Origin of the sequence: Maribacter spongiicola (assembly GCF_052119685.1) — a bacterium.
GTDB classification, from domain to species: domain Bacteria; phylum Bacteroidota; class Bacteroidia; order Flavobacteriales; family Flavobacteriaceae; genus Maribacter; species Maribacter spongiicola_A.
The window spans coordinates 200,989-220,351 of record NZ_JBGQOO010000001.1 but is presented as its reverse complement, the minus strand read 5'-3'; the positions used below and the strand labels follow the sequence as shown (position 1 = coordinate 220,351).

General features: G+C 35.2%; 12 protein-coding genes. 7 read left to right on the top strand and 5 right to left on the bottom strand.

Going from position 1 to position 19,363, the window contains the following annotated elements:
• Window positions 1-7: 7 nt before the first annotated feature.
• From ACEN2N_RS00850 to ACEN2N_RS00835, 4 genes are read left to right on the top strand one after another with little or no spacing between them, the layout of a single operon-like run.
• Window positions 8-1,018, top strand: coding sequence for a TRAP transporter substrate-binding protein (locus tag ACEN2N_RS00850; protein WP_441822562.1), 1,011 nt, complete (start codon window positions 8-10; stop codon window positions 1,016-1,018).
• The gene (locus ACEN2N_RS00845; RefSeq protein ID WP_441822561.1) at window positions 1,018-1,491 is read left to right on the top strand and encodes a TRAP transporter small permease; all 474 of its coding nucleotides are present in this window, start codon (window positions 1,018-1,020) and stop codon (window positions 1,489-1,491) included. Before ACEN2N_RS00850 ends, ACEN2N_RS00845 begins: the two co-directional genes overlap by 1 nt.
• The gene (locus ACEN2N_RS00840; protein ID WP_441822560.1) at window positions 1,492-2,802 is read left to right on the top strand and encodes a TRAP transporter large permease; all 1,311 of its coding nucleotides are present in this window, start codon (window positions 1,492-1,494) and stop codon (window positions 2,800-2,802) included.
• 41 nt (window positions 2,803-2,843) lie between these two features.
• The gene (locus tag ACEN2N_RS00835) at window positions 2,844-5,078 is read left to right on the top strand and encodes a DUF7133 domain-containing protein (protein WP_441822559.1); all 2,235 of its coding nucleotides are present in this window, start codon (window positions 2,844-2,846) and stop codon (window positions 5,076-5,078) included.
• An 8-nt stretch (window positions 5,079-5,086) separates the two neighbouring features.
• Here ACEN2N_RS00835 and uxuA read toward each other — a convergent pair whose 3' ends face one another.
• The 5 genes from uxuA to ACEN2N_RS00810 all read right to left on the bottom strand — a co-directional run bounded on the left by uxuA (window position 5,087) and on the right by ACEN2N_RS00810 (window position 11,871).
• Window positions 5,087-6,265, bottom strand: coding sequence for a mannonate dehydratase (gene uxuA / locus ACEN2N_RS00830; protein WP_441822558.1), 1,179 nt, complete (start codon window positions 6,263-6,265; stop codon window positions 5,087-5,089).
• Between the two features lie 19 nt (window positions 6,266-6,284).
• The gene (locus tag ACEN2N_RS00825) at window positions 6,285-7,100 is read right to left on the bottom strand and encodes an SDR family oxidoreductase (RefSeq protein WP_441822557.1); all 816 of its coding nucleotides are present in this window, start codon (window positions 7,098-7,100) and stop codon (window positions 6,285-6,287) included.
• 10 nt (window positions 7,101-7,110) lie between these two features.
• Window positions 7,111-8,946 (bottom strand): alpha-L-rhamnosidase-related protein, encoded by a 1,836-nt coding sequence (locus ACEN2N_RS00820; protein ID WP_441822556.1) that lies wholly within the window; start codon window positions 8,944-8,946, stop codon window positions 7,111-7,113.
• A gap of 175 nt (window positions 8,947-9,121) precedes the next feature.
• Window positions 9,122-10,477 (bottom strand): Gfo/Idh/MocA family protein, encoded by a 1,356-nt coding sequence (locus ACEN2N_RS00815; RefSeq protein WP_441822555.1) that lies wholly within the window; start codon window positions 10,475-10,477, stop codon window positions 9,122-9,124.
• A gap of 5 nt (window positions 10,478-10,482) precedes the next feature.
• Window positions 10,483-11,871 (bottom strand): 3-keto-disaccharide hydrolase, encoded by a 1,389-nt coding sequence (locus ACEN2N_RS00810; RefSeq protein WP_441822554.1) that lies wholly within the window; start codon window positions 11,869-11,871, stop codon window positions 10,483-10,485.
• A gap of 312 nt (window positions 11,872-12,183) precedes the next feature.
• Between ACEN2N_RS00810 and ACEN2N_RS00805 the strand changes: the two genes are divergently transcribed.
• From ACEN2N_RS00805 to ACEN2N_RS00795, 3 genes are all read left to right on the top strand, one after another.
• Window positions 12,184-15,261: a SusC/RagA family TonB-linked outer membrane protein gene (locus ACEN2N_RS00805; RefSeq protein ID WP_441822553.1), complete on the top strand. Its 3,078-nt coding sequence runs from the start codon at window positions 12,184-12,186 to the stop codon at window positions 15,259-15,261.
• An 18-nt stretch (window positions 15,262-15,279) separates the two neighbouring features.
• Window positions 15,280-16,929 carry a RagB/SusD family nutrient uptake outer membrane protein gene (locus ACEN2N_RS00800; RefSeq protein WP_441822552.1) on the top strand — a complete coding sequence of 550 codons (1,650 nt, stop codon included), beginning with the start codon at window positions 15,280-15,282 and terminating at the stop codon, window positions 16,927-16,929.
• A 371-nt stretch (window positions 16,930-17,300) separates the two neighbouring features.
• Window positions 17,301-19,358, top strand: a complete 2,058-nt coding sequence (locus tag ACEN2N_RS00795) for a glycosyl hydrolase 115 family protein (protein ID WP_441822551.1) — start codon at window positions 17,301-17,303, stop codon at window positions 19,356-19,358.
• The last annotated feature ends 5 nt before the right edge of the window (window positions 19,359-19,363 follow it).

The window sequence follows — 19,363 nt, the reverse complement described above, 5'->3', positions numbered from 1 at the left end:
ATTGTGTATGAAATTGGTAGTAGGGGTACAAAAGCGTTTTATACAGAACATATACTGGACTATTTCCCTTTTGTGTTTTTTCTTCTTTTTAAATTCATGTGCTATAGATACCGATAAGAAAGTACTCTATTTTGCACATTCATTACCTACTACGCATCCTGTACATAAAGGTATAGTTGCGATGAAAGAAGGCTTGGAGAAAAAATCTAATGGTAAATTAGAAGTCAAAATTTTTCCAGATGGTCAATTGGGTACTGAACGAGAGGTACTAGAATTACTTCAAATTGGTAGTGTGGCAATGACGAAAGTGAGTGCAGCCTCAATGTCAAATTTTGCACCAGCGTATCAAGTAACAAGCATTCCATATTTATTTAGAGATAGAGACCATCTTTTTAATGTTCTTGAAGGTGATGTTGGTAAAGAACTATTGGAAAGTAGTTCGGCGTATTTACTTCGTGGTCTTTGTTTTTACGATGCCGGTGCACGCAGTTTTTATGCAAAAAAGAAACCGGTTAAAACTCCGCAAGATTTAGACGGAATGAAGATTAGAACCATGAACGATCAAATGTCGGTGGATATGGTGAATACTTTAGGTGGTTCTGCTACGCCTATGGCCTACGGTGAACTTTATACAGCATTACAACAGAATGTAGTTGATGGCGCTGAAAACAATATTCCATCATTCGTTACATCAAATCATTACGAAGTTTGTAAATATTACACGTTTGATGAACATACCATGGTACCCGATGTTGTGGTCATTGGAACCAAATTTTGGGATACCTTAAATGAACAAGAACAGGGTTGGCTTCAAGAGGCAGCTGATGAAAGTGTAGAAAAACAAAAACAGTATTGGAAAGAAACCGTAGCCGAGAATATGGTAGTGCTGAAAAAAGCAAATGTAGAATTCTTGTATCCTGATAAAACTGAGTTTTCAACAAAATCAACACCAGTAATGGAAAAGATGATGCAAGATGAGAAAATGAAAAAGGTAATCGAAAAAATATTGGCACAATAATGCAGAGAATCTACACGGCACTTAATTCTTTAATTGAATATTTTTTGGTAACCATCTTCGGGCTTTTGGTAATCGATGTTGTGTGGCAGGTGGTATCACGTTATGTGGTTGGTCAATCAAGTTCCTTTACTGAAGAATTCGCTCGGTTTTCTTTAATATGGCTTACTGTTTTAGGAGCTGCCTACATCAACGGGCAAACCGAAGGTCATTTATCGATGGATTTTCTATTGTCAAAATTATCAGAGAAAAAAAGAAAAAATAGACAGAAGGTTATACAGGTATTTATGGCGCTTTTTGCCTTGATAATTATGGTAATTGGTGGGGGTAATTTAGTATACACGACCTTGAGTTTAGGGCAAACATCTTCTGCATTACATGTACCACTGGGCTATGTTTACGCCATTGTACCCATATGTGGTGTCATTATTATTTTCTTTTCTATCTACAATATTAAAAAACAAAATTTTTTATAGATGAGCATAGAACTTATAAGTGTACTAGTGCTATTTATCAGCTTTGCAGGTTTACTTGCCTATGGTGTTCCTGTTGCCTATTCTATAGGTATTTCAACCATGTTGGTGTTAATTATAAATATTTCATTTTTACCATCTGTTACTACGGCCAGTCAGCGAATGACCACAGGTATTGATAATTTTGCGCTACTTGCGATTCCATTTTTCATATTGGCAGGCGAACTTATGAATAGGGGAGGTGTGGCAAAACGGCTCATCGATTTTGCCAAATCATTGATTGGTAGTTTGCCTGGTGGACTAGCATATGTGAATATTATATCGGCCATGTTATTTGGTGCAATTTCTGGGTCTGCTATTGCTGCTGCTTCAGCTATTGGTAGTACCCTTACCGATAAAATGGAAAAAGAAGGATATCCAAGAGAGTTTAGTGCTGCGGTAAATATTAGTTCATCTACCACAGGATTATTGATTCCGCCAAGTAACGTGCTAATAATTTTTGCCCTTGCCAGTGGCGGTACTGCTTCTGTTGCGGCACTGTTCATTGCAGGTTATATTCCAGGTATTTTGGTCGGTTTGGCGATTATGCTCATGGTATATATTTATGCAAAACGTAAAGGATTACCGAAAGCAGATAGGGTAGGGTTTAAACAGTTATTCGTCGATTTTAAAAATGCCTTTTTAAGTTTAACATTATTGATAATAGTGGTTGGAGGTATTGTTGCTGGTATTTTTACGGCAACCGAAGCTGCAGCAATTGCAGTGGTATACGCAGCATTACTTGGGTTTCTGAACAAAGAATTACATTTTGCAGATTTCAAGTCGATATTATTAAAAAGCGCGAAAACCACAGCAATTGTTATGTTTCTGATTGCGACATCGATGGCAATGTCATGGTTGTTCTCTTTTGAAGGTATACCACAAATGTTAACCAGTCTATTAGTCGATTCGGTGAGTAACCCCATTGCAGTATTCTTATTGATAAATCTTATTTTATTACTAGTCGGTACGTTTATGGATATGACGCCTGCCGTACTTATTTTTACACCCATATTTCTACCGGTAGCAATGGCGCTTGGCATGCATCCTGTGCAGTTTGGTATGGTCATCGTATTAAATCTTTGTATTGGGGTTTGTACCCCACCTGTAGGCACTTTATTGTTTGTAGGTAGTGGTGTGGCGAAAGTGCCAGTATCAAAAGTGATTAAACCTTTATTGCCCTTATTGGCAGCGATGACTATTGTTTTAATGTTGATTACATTTTTTCCGTCAATTTCTCTTTGGTTACCAAGGTTTTTTGGACTTATTGATTAATTATTCCTACTTGTTATCTTTACCTAAAATTGAATTATTTTATGCGCATTACGTTTATTCCCCTATTTATTTTTACTTGTTTATTATTCTCATGTCAAGAATCTTTTACCGAAACTGAAGTTTCGTTAGAATCTTATAAAATTGAAAATGGCTTTGAATTGGAAGTTGTCGCAGCCGAACCTTTATTAAAAGCTCCGGTAGCTATCGATTTTGATTCAAAAGGTAGGGTTTGGGTAGCTCAAATGCCAGGTTACATGAGTGACATGCAAGGTTCGGAGGAAGATGATCCAACAGGTAGTATTCTTATTCTTGAAGATTTAAATGGTAATGGTGTTGCCGACCATTCAAAAGTATTTATGGATAGTATTGTGATGCCGAGAGCGTTATCTCATGTATATGGAGGATTATTATATGCGATCCCACCAAATTTATGGTTTGTTGAAATAGAAAACGATCTGCCTGTAAATAGAGTATTGGTAGATTCAATCTACGCTGTAGAAGGTAATCCTGAGCATCAACCTAACGCTTTAGAATTAAATATTGATAATTGGATATATAACGCAAAGTCAAATTTTAGATATAGAAGAGATAACGGAGTTTGGCTTAAAGAACCCACAACCTTTAGAGGGCAATGGGGTATGACCCATGATAATTTCGGACGATTATATTACAATGACAATTCACGGGTTTTGTTGGGTGATTATGTGTTGCCAAATACATTAATTAGTAACAAATATTTTACTCCAAAAGCTAGTGTAGACAAACTGTTGACAACCGATCAACGCGTTTATCCTTTACATGCCACATCTGTAAATAGAGGGTATGCTAAAGGTGTTTTAAATGCAGATAGCCTTTTAGTTGATGCTACAGCAGCTTGTGGTCCGCTAGTATATAGGGGTGGGGCATTTACCGAAGAATATGACCAAAACGTTTTTATCTGTATACCAGAAGGTAATTTGATTAAACGAGCATTACTGACTTTTACGGGCGATTCAGTAATTGCAAAACATGCATGGCAAGGAAAGGAGTTTTTGGCATCTACCGATGAAGGTTTTCGACCTGTAAGTTTAAAGAACGGTCCAGATGGTAGTATGTATATAGTAGATATGCACCGCGGCATGATTGGCCATCATGCATATTTGAGCCCTTATTTGAAGGAAAAAACAAAAACTACTCGAATAGATACTATAATTAATTTCGGACGCATATTAAAGGTGAAGCGCAAAAATGAAGTTGCTACAATAATTCCTGATTTTGATGCTTTAGGTGCAACAGAGTTAGTTTCCCTTTTATCTAATACAAATGGTTGGATTAGAGACCGTGCACAACATTATTTAATTTTTAAAAGGTTGACAAAAGCTACAGATGAAATTAAAGATGTAGTGCTTAATTCTGAAAATAAATTGACTCAAATACACGCATTATATGTTTTAGAAGGTTGGGACGCTTTGTCGTTTGATTTTTTGACTGAGGTGATGAAAAGCGAACATTCAGAAGTAGTGGCACATGCTCTTGTGCTATTAAAACGGTTTGTAACCAAAGAAAATATTGAAAAAGCCGCTAAAGTTTTTAACACGGTTATAGATAGAAATAATATTGAATTAGATATTTATTTAGCAAATGGTTTAGGTCAATGGCTAGCTTTAAATGAAGTGAAATTTACACCTATACTTGAGAAAATACTAGAGAGAAGGCTCAAAAATAGCACTGTCACTGAATCATTGATGAGTAGTCTATCGAATGCAGATTCTTTAATTTTTCAGAATTCAGTTTTCATGGATAAGTTCAAGCATACGGAATTCGTCAATAAACTGGCTAGAAGTTTATCGGATAAGAAAAATGAAAAGGTAAATTCTATTTTCACAAGAAAATCCATCAATGAAGATAATCGAACTAGTGGGGCTAAAATGTTTTATCAAATATGCGCTTCTTGTCACGGTGCTAACGGTCAAGGTATCGACGGACTTGCACCACCGTTAATGGGCTCAGAGCACGTTAAAAATACGGAACGTTTAGCGCTAATTATTTTACACGGTTTAGAAGGTCCCGTTCATGTAAATGGGGTTGAATATAACATCAATCTGGCTATGCCCGGACTTATTCGAAACGAAACAATTACGGATAAAGATATAGCCGATATTATATCATATGTAACAAATGCTTTTTCTGATGATCCAAAAGGGTTAAGCGCAAAGCGTATTCAAGAATTAAGAGGTATAAAGTCCTCCTCTGGTATGGAATTTACAGAGAAAGAACTTCAAGCACTTGATAAATAATTACCAAGCTATTTCATACTTTTTCTAATGCCCATTTCTAGACCTCGTAGCTCAGCTAAACCTCTTAGTCTACCTATGCCAGAGTAACCTGGGTTTGTTTTCTTTCTTAAATCATCTAACATTTTATGACCATGATCTGGGCGTAATGGCATTCTGGTATCTGTTCTGCCAGAGGCTTTTCTCTTTTCTTGTTCTTTTACCAATGCCTGCATTACCGAAAACATATCTACATCTCCTTCTAAATGATTTGCTTCATGAAAATTACCATCGGCATCACGTTGTGTACTACGTAAATGAATAAAATGAATACGATCACCTAAGCACTTTATCATTCCTGGTAAGTCATTATCTGGTCTAACACCAAATGAACCTGTGCAAAATGTAAGTCCGTTGTTTGGGCTATCAACAGCATTGTAAAGGTCAATGATATCTTGCTCTGTACTTACAACTCTTGGAAGTCCCAAAATTGGAAATGGAGGATCATCAGGATGTATACACATACGCACACCCGCCTTTTCAGCTACCGGAATAATATTAGATAAAAATTCGAATAAATTATCCTTAAGTTCTTTTGGTCCAATAGCGTCATAGGTAGCTAAAATTGTATTGAACTCTTCTAGAGAATATCCTTCTTCTGCACCAGGTAGACCAGCTATAATATTGCTGATTAATTTGGTTTTATCGTCTTCAGAAAGTGTTTTTAAATATTCTTTGGCGGCAGTTTTTTGAGCTTCAGAATAGGTGTCTTCAGAACCTGGTCTTTTTAATAAATACAATTCAAACGCAGCGAAAGCAGCAGCTTCAAAACGAAGTGCGGTAGAGCCATCTTCCACTTCATAATCTAAATTGGTTCTTGTCCAATCTAATACAGGCATGAAGTTGTAACAGACCGTATCTATACCACATTGACCCAAGTTAGCAATGGTTTGTTTATAGTTCTCATAATAAATTTTATAATCCCCTTTTTGGGTTTTTATTTGCTCATGAATGGGAACGCTTTCTATAACAGACCATGTTAAGCCAGCGGCTTCTATTATATTCTTACGCTCAATAATTTCCTCTACCGGCCATACCACGCCATTAGGGATATGATGCAAAGCACTAACTACACCTGTTGCACCTGCTTGTCTAATATCTGATAATGATACGGGGTCATTTGGACCGTACCAACGCCATGTTTGTTCCATTTTTCTAAATTATATTTTATTAAACTCCACTAAAAGCACTAAAACCTCCGTCAATTGGGACTATTACGCCTGTTACAAATTTTGATGCCTCTGCGCATAGGTAATAAATAGTACCATTTAATTCGTCCGTCTCACCAAATCTTTTCATGGGTGTATTTCTAATAATGGTATCACCTCTGTCAGTAAAATTACCGGTTTCTTGGTCAATTAAAAGATTTCTATTTTGATTTCCGATAAAAAAACCAGGAGCAATAGCATTAACACGTAAACCTTCTCCAAATTTTGTAGCTAATTCTACAGACAACCATTTCGTGAAATTATCTATAGCTGCTTTTGATGCAGAATAGCCTACCACTCGAGAGATTGCACTTTGTGCAGTCATTGATGATATATTAATGATAACACCTTGTTTATTCTTCACCATTTCTTTGCCGAAAACCATTGCGGGTAGAATGCTGCCAAATAAATTAAGGTCTACCACTTTTTTAAAGTGATCAATGTTTACATCAAAAATAGTTTGGTCAACACCTATAGTTGCACCAGGCATATTACCGCCTGCAGCATTTATTAGAATATCTATTTTACCATGTTGCGCTATAATTTCATCTGAAACTTTAATTAGACTTTCTTCTTCTAAGGCATTACACACAAAACCAGATACATTATCGCCAATGGTTTTAAGTTTTTCAACGGCTGCGTTTACAATATCATCTTTGTAATCTAAAATAACGATTGTAGCGCCATTTGAAAGTAAATAATTAGCCATTTCACCGCCAAGTACTCCGCCACCTCCGGTAATTAATATTACTTTGTTTTCTATACTAAATAAGTTCATATTGTACTATTTATTGTTTCAATTCAATGGTATGAACACCACTTTTTAGATGTACCGGATTATGGGTTATTTTTACCTTTTTACCATTATGTTTAATTTTTGAAAAAATTGGGGGAACTGTAAATTCTGCGATCATTTCCTTAGGAATTTCAATGGTATAACGGTCTGTATTTTTGTCTTTTTTAAAGCTAGCGGTTATGATGCCGTTTTTGGTAGGTACTTTAATATTAGAAAAAGTTAAGTCTGCCAGTTGAGGTTTAATTTCAGCTACTTTAAAACCGGCTGTTTTTGGTTTTATACCCCACATGTAACGAGTAGTAATGTTCAAAGGCGCTGTACCCCAAGCATGATTCCAATCAGAATTCGGTTTGTACTTTACATCCCAAGCTTCTAAAGTCATGGTTGCACCTATTTCAATCATATTCCACCAACTTCTATCGCTTTCTGTTTCTGTGATTAGGTCTAATGCGTACCGTGCCTCGCCACTTTTATATAATCCTTCTAATAAGTATTGAGACCCATAAACACTACAAGCCATTCCTCTGGTTTTTATAAAATCTGTTACGGTTTTAATATGTTCTTTGGGTACTAGACCAAAAGCGAGTGGCATCATATTGCCATGTAAAGAAGAATGATTAGAATTTTCTCCATCTAAGTAATACCCTTTTTTAGTATCAAATAATTTAGTGTTAATAACGCTCTTGATGGTTGCAGCCTTATTTTGAAAAAATACAACATCATCGTCTTTTTCAAGAAATTCAGCAACCTCTGCCATTAGGACAAGGTTGTAGTAGTAAAAAGAATTGACGACTGTATTCACTGGAACTATTTCATAACCATCTCTTTCGCCTTCTGCAGTAGCCAATTCCCAACCAGTATCTTTTTGTGCTGGTGGCCAATCTATAATATCTTTGATTTTTGTATCAGGTTTCTTAAAACCTAATTTTGAAATTAACTCTTCGTTCATTTGCGGAGAAGAAGAGCTGATGAGTCCGTCTTCACGTTCCAAATCCATTAAAGTCTTTAACTTTAGATTCTCATAATGCTCCTTTAGTGGTTCTAAATCGCCCGTATACATATAATCTGCATAAAACATGGGTACGGTATGTAGCAACCATTCTGTTGGCCAAGTTGGGTTTTTTATAAAGTAGGTATTGGTTCTTCTTCCCATAGCATAAAGACTATCTACGCTATAATGACTTAATTGATTTATATAGGCATCTGCTTCATACGGTATTCTTTCACGGTCACCATCTACATAATAACCCGTAAAACTGGTAGCTTTAATAGTATGCTTACAAAGTTTCCAAATAGAATCTAATATTGCATTTGAAGAGGAGAAGCTACTTGCTTCTTCATTAAAATTATTATGTGTCGCTTTTTGAAAGACTTCTATATTTTCAATAGGTATTTTTAAATTCTCAATTTCACAATACCTAAAAGGCATAACTACGCCTATACTATTAGGTAACAGTATAGCTGCACCAGATGTATTTCTTTTGTTAGGGATCAGTTCAATATTGGTAATCGTATTTGCTTGTAGATTACGCAATACAATTCTTTGATATCTAATAGACCCACCTGGATTTCTGTCTATTCTATTTTGTGCATCTAATTTTTCACCAAGGTGAATGACTAACGAATCGTTTTGAGTTGTCGTACTCCTCAATTCAACTGTACCAAAATATGCTTTACCAAAATCTAATAAATACGTGTCTGTTGATACTTCACTTATTTCAGCAGGACTGTTGAAAGTAGTTCTCAAATCTATATTACTAGTACTATCTTGAGCTTGACAATAGAAAATAGAAAGGGTGATAAGACATATGCAAATATGCTTTTTCATAGGTTTTACGGTAAGTTGATTTATGATAAGTAGTACTAGATACTATGTTGTTTAAAACATAGTATCTAGTTTATTTACTTTTAGATTGTACTACACCTTTATCATTCTAGATACTTTCCAAACTTTATAGAAAAGTAGATGCAGTAGTGTTTTTAATCTTATTAATATGAAGAGATTATACAGGTTTAATTTCCCAACCTGGCTCATAGGATCTAGACCATAATTTCATAGCCTCTCTATTAAATATACGACCAGTTGTTTCATCTATTTCAAAAGAGTCATCTATTCTTGAAGCTATATTTGCGTAATGCGTAAGCATTTGGCTAATAGCACCTTCATCTATTGGTGAAGTTAATTCAGCTTTACCTCTTAATGCATCAAAAAAGTTAACCGTGTGCAATGTTGACATATCGCCACCACCACCAAGTGCTGTACCTGCTTCTTCGTTCGCTGAAATATTTTCTTTGATAAGACCTCCTTTTTGGTCGAATAATTTATATCCACCACGATCAATGTAAGCTGTACCTTCAGAACCAGCTACTATTGTACCTCTTCCATATTTGTTGCCGTATTTATGATATCCGGTTCTACTGTTACCGTCCCATTTTATGGTTTTATTGCCAGCAAACTTAAATGTAGCTTCCATAGTATCATACATTTCCCAGCCATCATCTTTGTAGTGATATTTACCTGCATCAACAGATACTTTTTCAGGATATTTTACACCTAATGCCCATCGTGCAATATCTAATTCATGAGTAGCATTGTTACCCATCTCTGCGGTACCATAATCCCAACCATACCAGTGCCAGTTATAATCCCAAGTGTTATCTGTATATGCTCTTCTTGGAGCAGGACCTTGAAATAAATCCCAATCTAAACCTTCTGGCGGATTTGCTTTTGTTTGGTGTGGTACACGACCTCTGGCACTAACATAAAAAGCAGTTGCTTTATATACATCACCAATAACACCATTGTGAATTTCTTTTATTATTTCTTGAGACTCTGGTGCTGAACGTTGTTGGTTACCCATTTGCACCACTTTATTGAATTTCTTTTGATAAGCAACGACCAATTCTCCCTCACGAGGATTATGGCTACACGGCTTTTCTAAAAAAACATGTTTACCGGCTTGCATTGCCATACATGCACCAGGCGCATGCCAGTGATCAGGAGTTGACATAAATATAGCGTCAACGTCTTTATCATCTAAAATTTTACGAATGTCATTTTCTAATTGTGGCTTATAATTAATTTTAGAAGCCAATTCGGTAGCAGCTTTATCTCGCTGACTTTTCATGACATCACATAAATATTTAAGCTCTACGTTATTTTTTTTATGGGCTATTGCTGGTATATATGCACCATATCTTCTTCCCAAACCTTGAATTGCAACATTAATTCTATCGTTTGCACCTATTATTTTAGAATAACTCTTAGCTGTCATAGCATTTGCACTAGAGCCAACTAAAGTAGCCCCAACGGCTCCAATTGCAGTTTTCTTTATAAAATCTCTTCTATTTGAACTCATGTTGTTTATTCTTTAGTATTACTAATTGAACGAATTTTTACATTTTTGAAAGAAACCAAATCACCGTGGTCTTGAAGTAAAATTTGACCTTTATCCAATTCCCCAAAATTGGGCCACTTAACATATTTGCTTTCAGAAACTAACTTTCTGTATGCATCGCTCTTTCGTTCGTATTCTAAAACCTTTGTACCATTTAACCAATGTTCTACGTGGTTATCTTTTGATATAATGTAAGCTGTATTCCATTCACCAATTGGGTTAATTGGTTTATTTACATCAGCCTGAATTAAATCGTATAATGAACTTACCGTTCTACTACCTTCATGATTTCCTAGTTTAGCATCTGGATGAAGGTTGTCATCTAATATTTGATATTCTAGTCCTATAGAAGAACCTTCACCTTTGTTAATATTAGTATCTACATAATACTTGATACCACTGTTAGCACCAGGTGTCAGTTTAAAATCTACTTTTAATTCAAAATCTCCATAAAGTTCTTTGGTAACAATATCACCACCGGCAGAAGATTCTGCGCCTCCTGAAGAAAGAACACTTAAAATTCCATCTTCAATTTTCCAACCCTGTTCTGGGAACTCTTCTAGCCTGGCACCTCTCCACCCGTTGGTAGTTTCTCCATCCCAAAGTAATTTCCATCCATCTTTTTTCTCATCAATAGTTAATTGATTTTTGGTGATGATAGGAGTAAGTGGCGATTTTCTAGAATATTTGGAAACGCTATCAGTAACTATTTTTACATTTTTCCAAATAATATCCGTTCCAGCTTTTTGATCATCATGTATACTGTGTACTTGCAAACAGATAAATCCTTTCGCAGTTTTATCATCAATTAAGTAAGCTGCAGGAACATCGTTTACCCAGGTTTTAATAGTGTCGCCAATTGCTTCTATACGATAATGGTTCCAGTCGTTTTGCTTAAACGCTTTTTGTGCAGCCGGGTTGTCTGTCATTGGGTTTAACCATCCACGTCTAGACTCGTCATATATACCACCGCTCCATGCTCTTTCAGATGGATCAATTTCAACTTGGTATCCATGTACTCTACCATCTCTATAGGTAGGTATGCTATTACTTCTAATCTGTATACCAGAATTCATAGTCGAATCCACTTTATAGTCTAATTCTAAAATGAAATCATCATACATTTTATCTGTGGTCAAAAATGTATTCGGTGTATTATGGGTGGTAGTGCCTACAATTGCACCGTCTTTTACATTATAGGTAGCATCGCCACCTAGTTTATTCCAACCGTTTAAAGTTGTGCCGTCAAATAAATCTACCCAAGGGGTTTCATCTTTAGTGTTTTCGGTACAGCTAACTATTAATGCTAGTGCTGTTACCATCAGTAATTTACTGGTTGAAAGGTAATTTTTCATTATTAATGTATTGGTTTTGAAATGGCTCTACAAAGTACAGCGATTGTGGTTTTAAGGGATGGACATTTTAATACAAAGCATGGATTTAGCATTCTAAACGTTAAATGGTGTTATGTATTGAAAAATGAAAATATGTAATTTTTTGTCTAATAGCTATATGAAATATTTAAAAATTAAGGAGATTATTTGATGATTTAGCAAGTTAAAAATAATCCATTTTTTTATGGCTGTCCATATTTCCGATGAATATGTCCATTCGTTAACATGGTCTTAACAATACATTAGTAGTCAATTAACTTAACAATAACAAAAATGAAAAAACTAAAACTATTAATGGTATTCCTTTTATTGGGCGTGTCATCAGTACTATGGGCGCAGAGTAGCGTAACGGGTACGGTGGCAGATGACCAGGGTATGCCTATTCCAGGAGCATCTATTGTAGTAAAAGGAACATCAAATGGTACGGTAACGGATTTTGATGGAAATTTTAGCATTTCAGTAGAGGAAGGAAATGTCTTAAGTGTATCCTATTTAGGTTATAAACCAGTAGAGGTAGCTTATTCCGGTCAATCTAACATATCGGTAACTATGACAGAAGATACCGCACAGTTAGATGAGGTTGTAGTAATAGGATATGGGTCTGTAAAGAAAAGTGACTTGACCGGTGCTGTTGCTTCAGTTGACAGTGAAACACTAACAGAACAGAGAAAGACCGATATTGGTCAAGCAATTCAAGGTCGTATTGCGGGTGTTGATGTTAGAACATTAAACTCTAAGCCTGGTGCGCCATTATCTATTAAAATACGTGGTAATACGGTTATTACTGCAAATCAAGGTGGTGAACGTGATGGTGTAAGTGATGATTTAGCAGATGATCCTTCTAAACCGCTATTTGTGGTTGATGGAATATTTTTTGATGACATCAGTGTTTTAAATCCTTCTGATATTGAGCAGATGGATATTTTAAAAGATGCTTCAGCAACCGCTATTTATGGTTCTAGAGGTGCTAACGGTGTTGTAATTATTACTACTAAAAGCGGAATTGAAGGCAAAACTGTTTTTACTTATGATTCTTCTTTTGGTTTGCGTTCGGCAACTAACATACCAGAACTTTACTCGGGTCCTGAATATGTTCAGTTTGTTGATGATGTTTTAAGAGCAAGAGCATGGCAAGGTACAGATAGAACTGTTGCATCTTATAATAGTGTAGTAGTAGATAGGTCTACAGAAATTCAATCTTCTAACGAAGAAGCATCAAATGTTGCAAATGGTAGATATACCGATTGGATGGATACATTTAGAAAATCTGGCTTACAAACAAGCCATACCGTTGGTATGTCTGGTGGTAGTAATGGTTTGGTTTACAATGGATCTATAGGTTATTTACATGACGAAGGTGTTATGGGAATAGAAGAGTACGAAAGGTATAACTTAAGTGCTTCGCTATCTAAAAAGGTATCTGATAAGGTAACTGTAGGTATTAAATCATATTTAGCCCTTTCTGAAAGAGAGCAGGGTAGTAGAGAATTGTTTAGAAGTACGTTACGTTTAGCGCCAACGGTTAATCCTTATGATGAAAACGGAGAGCCTATTCTATTTCCAGATGATCAAGATTTAAGATTTGTTAACCCTATATATGATGCGCAAGGTGCATGGAGGTTAAACAATAGATCTTTAGACGTTATTGCAAATGTGTTTTTCAACTATAAACCAAACGATTGGATCAACTTTAAAACACAATTTTCACCAAATATTTCTGCACAACGTTTTGGAGAATATCGTGGTTTGTTGACGAAGTCTTCTAGAAATGATCCTTCAAGAATTCAGTCTCATTATCAATCAGATTTTAAAACATCTTATACTTGGGATAATATTCTTGATTTCGATTTTGATATTGCTGAAGGTCATAATCTTAAAACAACTTTAATCAATTCTATATATTATTCTAACCCTGAAGGGAGTGATATTCAAGTACGTAATTTTGATACTGATGCTTACTTGTTCTTTAATACACAAGGTGGCTCTGATGTACCTAGAGACTATGGTAGTTTTTATGAAAAGGAGACATTAGCTTCTTTTGCAGGTCGTTTAAACTATAATATAAAAGATAGATACCTATTTACTTTTACAGGTAGATACGATGGTTCATCTAAATTGGCAGTAGGAAATAAATGGGCATTCTTTCCATCTGCAGCTTTTGCATGGAGAGCAAGCGAAGAACCATTTTTAAAGGATGTAGATTGGCTTAGTAATTTAAAACTACGTTTAAGCTATGGTGAGTCTGGTAACGATAAAACAGTTAATCCATATAGTTCACTTGCCTTCTTATCTCAAGACAGTTATTTGTTTGGTGATGATTTCAACATTGGTAAATCTGTTGCAGGTCTTTCTAATGCAGATTTAACTTGGGAAATTTCTAAAGAATATAACTTTGGGTTAGACTTATCGATCCTAAATAGTAGAGTTAATTTTGGTTTTGAATACTATAGTAAAGAAACTGAAGGCAGTATTCTTGCCCGTCAATTATCTTTTGTAACCGGCTTCGGCGACTCTGGTACCATAGGTAATTTTGGTTCTGTAAGAAACAGAGGTGTAGAACTTACTTTAAACACTGTTAACGTACGTACAGATAATTTTACATGGCGTACGAATATCAACTACACTAAGAATGATAATGAAATACTTGCCCTTTATGATGATATAGACCAGATTTTGGTTGGGTCAGATTCTAGATTAAACGGTGTTTTACAAGTAGGCGCACCAATTGATGCTACATTTGATTATGAGGTTGACGGTATTTGGCAAATAGACGAAGCTGCAGAAGCAGAATCTTATGGATTATTACCTGGGCAATATAAATATGTTGATCAAAATGGTGATGGTGTAATTAATCAAGAAGATAAAAGGGTTATTGGTTCTCAATCCCCAGATTGGATTGCAGGTATGACAAACACGTTCAATTACAAGAATCTTGAAATGAACGTGCAAGTGAATACAAGACAAGGGGTATTCGGTCATTCAGAATTTCATCAAAATTTTGCGAGCTTCAACGGTGACGGTGCTGTATTCAACAGCTTAAAACAAGATTATTGGACACCTAATAATCCTGATGCTAAATATCCTTCACCAGAATATGGAGAGTCTTCTTATCCTTGGTTTTATGAAGATATGTCCTTTGTAAGAATTGGTAATATTGGTCTTGCCTATTCATTTCCTCAAGACCTTTTAGACAAGTTGAAAATGTCCACGTTACGTTTATCACTTGATGTACAAAATCCATTCACTTTTACCGATTTTACTGGTCCAGATCCAGAAACAGGTTTACAGAATTCCTATAACATGGGGTATTCGGTTAAAACAGTTTTATTCGGATTAAAATTATCGTACTAATTTTTAAACTATAAAAAGATGAAACTATTTAAATATATAAAGATTATAACGGTCTTCTTGGTTATGCTGTCGCTGTCATATGCATGCGAGGATTATTTAGAAGAAGAAATATACTCAGATATTACTTCTGAGAATTTTATTACTCAAGACAATGCAGATCAATTAGTGATCGGTGTATATAGTAGTCTGCGAAATGTATACAATGAGTATACGTACCAATTTTTGGGCACAGATATTTTTACAAGTAAAAGTGAAATATTCTCTTTTAGCGCAACTAATGATTATTTCAATTTAAATTCTGGCACAGGCTTAGCGGTTTGGTCCAATAACTATAGTGTAATTGGTAAAGCGAATACCGTTATTAATAGGTTTGAAAATCAAATAAGCTGGAGCGATGCTAATTTAGGCGATAGAGATTATGGTATTGCACAAGCAAAAGCGCTTAGAGGTTTGGCATATTTTAATTTAGTGCAGCAATATGGTGGTGTAGTTATTGAACTGGAAGAAGCTCAAACTATTCGTACAGATTATGCTAGGTCTTCTGAGGCTGAAACATATGCTCAAATAATTTTAGATTTAGAAGAGGCTATTCCTACATTGATAGATAACCCTAGTACAGGTAGAATATCTAAAAGAGCGGCACAACATTTATTGGCAGAGGTATATCTTACAAGAGCGTACACATCTGCAGGTAGTTCTGCCGATTTTGATACTGCTGCAGCATTGGCTGAGCAAGCAATTGGTAATTATGATATTCGTAGTCAATCATATGCTGAGGTTTTTGATTATGATAATCAAGAAAATGATGAAATATTATTTGCCGTACAATATGGAAATAGTGGTTTGGCAGCAGATAAAAGTAACAACAAGCATTCGCTTTTTATGAATCAGGTTTTTAATTATCCTGGTGTAAATAGAACTACAACTCCATATGGTGTAAGTGGTTTTGGAGCAATGCCTACTCCTTTCTTTTATTCTTTATTTGCTGATAATGATACAAGAGAGGATGCTACAATTCATCGTGCAATTATTGCAGATAGCGATGAGCCAGATGGTCCAGATAATATTGTTGCTGGTGATACTATCGTGTATTATCCTAAGAATACTTTAGATGCGGAAGAATTGGCAGAGCGTTTAGATCGTTATTGGGTATACCAGCCAGATCAATATCTTTTTGGATTGCCTGAAGATGTACCGGGAGTTAATTATTTATACTCTTTGAATATTGAACGTACAAATTTCCCAATATTCAAGAAATTTGATGATCAAGATTTTAATGAAGATACCGACGGTGCTAGAGATACATTTGTATACAGAGTAGCAGGTACACATTTAATTGCGGCAGAGGCTTATTTAGGAGCAGGTAATACTGCAGCTGCATTAAATCATTTAAACATAGTTCGTGAGCGCGCTACTGGTGTGGCAAATGAATATACCTCGGTTACTATTGACAATATCTTAAATGAAAGAGCATTAGAACTTGCAGGCGAAGATAATAGATGGGCCGTTCTTAAAAGAACAGGTAAGTTAGAAGAGCGAATAGATCTTTACAACCCTCATGTTATTGACCATGGTGCTTTTGATGCTAGTATTCATTTATTAAGACCTATACCTGCAAATGAATTGCAGTTGTCAGATGGTTCTTTGGTGCAAAACCCTGGTTATTAATATTTAGTAGTTGTTTATAATAAATAAGAAGTTAGTTTTAATTGAGTGAGTTAATATGGGCAGGTGTAAAACCTGCCTGTATTTTACACTATATCCTTTAAAAACTAGATTCTTCCATCTTAACCAAATAATTTTTATTAATTAATATTCAATTTAAACGGAATTTAGAGATTCGCGTTTCTTTATCAGTTAATCTGAAATTTAGAAATTCGATTTCATTAAATAACTTATCATATTTATTCTATCGCAATTTTATAATCTAAAGTAGTAGTTGCAACTGTATTTTATCTCATACCTAATATGGGTTAATATGTATGTGATTTAAAAGATTCATTGTCCCAAAACCTAAGTAAATAGAAAGACCTAAACGAATGATTAAAAAATATAGATTAACACAATTCTTATTACTGGCTGCCATGTGTATGGTATTTTGCCTGGCATGTAATACTGGTGTTGAACAACCATCAACTGTTTATTTAATGACAGGTAAAAATTCTAATGCTGTAGAAATTTCTACCATAAATGATTTAAAGAACGACTTAGAAAAAGTTTTAAAAGAGGAGGTGCACATTGTAAAAGAAGGTGTAGAAATTTCGAATAAATCTTTGGTTTTTATAGTAGGTACAGCAAATTCCAATTCCATTATCACGGATATGGTGACAAGTGGGGAATTGGTTTTAACAGATGTTCAACCAGGTCCACGTGGTGGTATTTGGTCTAAAAATACATACGCCAATTCTGATGTCATTGTAATAGCGGGATCAGATGTACAGGGATTACAATATGCAATTTATGATTACTCAAAAGAGGTCTTAGGCGTGGATCCATTAGAATATTGGACAGGTAAAACACCGGTAGCATTAAAAGCTAATGATATTTACAATTTTGAAACAAAAACAATTGCACCACCTAGAGTTCCCAACTTAACATATTTTGAGAATGATGTAGATGAATTGGCAAACTATAGAGGTGAGTTATTAAAATACGATTGGGAGAGTTATACCGAAATGATCAATTCTCTGGTACGCCTTCGATACAATTCAATTCAACTTTTTGATATGTTGGGTAGACCCGAGTTTTTTATTAGACCCGAGTATAAAGCCTTAAAACCAGATTATCAAATAGATATTGATTATGTGGAGAAAATGATAGATTATGCCCATGAGAAAGGAATGAAGATAGCGGTAGATTTTGCTTTAGGTTATCAAATTCATCCAATGGATGCCGAGAAAGCAGATTGCTGGAAAACATATAAAGCAGATTGGTTACAGGCTTGGCGCTATTATTTTGAACATACACCATTGGCAAAAACAGATATTTTTATTTTACGACCACGGCATCAAGTTTGGGATTGGGAATATGAAAGTACTTGTGGAGAAAGTGAAATTGAAGTGTTCAATGAGGTTTATGCTGCTTTTGGAGAATTAGTGGATGAATATAAACCAGATTCTCAAAAAGTATTGGTGTGCTATTCCGATGGTATGGAAATGTGGAACGAAGGTTTTAGACCTCCTACAGATTGGACAGTACTTTGGTCTGATCACGGATTTGGTGAATTTGAACATTTACCAAATACTACAGATGGTTATGATTTTGGTACCTATATGCATGCCGGTTATTGGTTGAACCATACCGTTCACAATCCTTATCCAGAGAAGGTGGAATTGGTAATGAAAGAAATGTTTCAGAAATATGAAGCTGACAAGTATTGCTTGGTTAACGGTCAAAATTTCAGGCCATTTTTGTTGAACTTGGTCGCTTACAGTGAAGTATGTAACAATCCAGATACGTTTAATGCAGATGCTTTTTACAAAGAATGGACAGAACAATATTTTATACCTAAAGCAGCTGAACACGCCGTAAAATCAATGAAATGGTTAAGTGAAGCTCAAGAAGGTAGAAAAGGGTATGTAGAACATTTATGGGAAATTAGAGAAGCTGTTTCATACCTTTCTAATGCACCCATCGTAAGACCAGGTAAATCACCTGTACCATTTGATTATGATCGTGTAATTGGAGATGTGGAGAATGTAAAACGAGTGAAGGAAGTTTTAGAGAAATCACTTTCAGAGGCAGAATTAGGATATGAACTATTGAAGAGAAACGATAATTTTTACCATTCTTATATTCTTCTACCTGCTCAACTTTATTCTGATTTAATAGCTTTTGAAACTGAATTACATAACATGGCATTGCTTAAAAAGCATTTTGAAACTACTCAGGATATAAAGTATTTAAACGAAGCAATTTCTTTGCTGCCAACGGCAAAGAAGAAACTTAAAATCGTTTTTGATCATAGAAGTTCTGGCGATATCGATGAAAAATGGAAGAATTGGTATTCTATAGCGATTAGAAGACAAAACAATGGTTTTCCTACCTATGAAATGCTAGATGCGATTGAGGCTAATCTTAATAAATTGACACTTTAAATTGA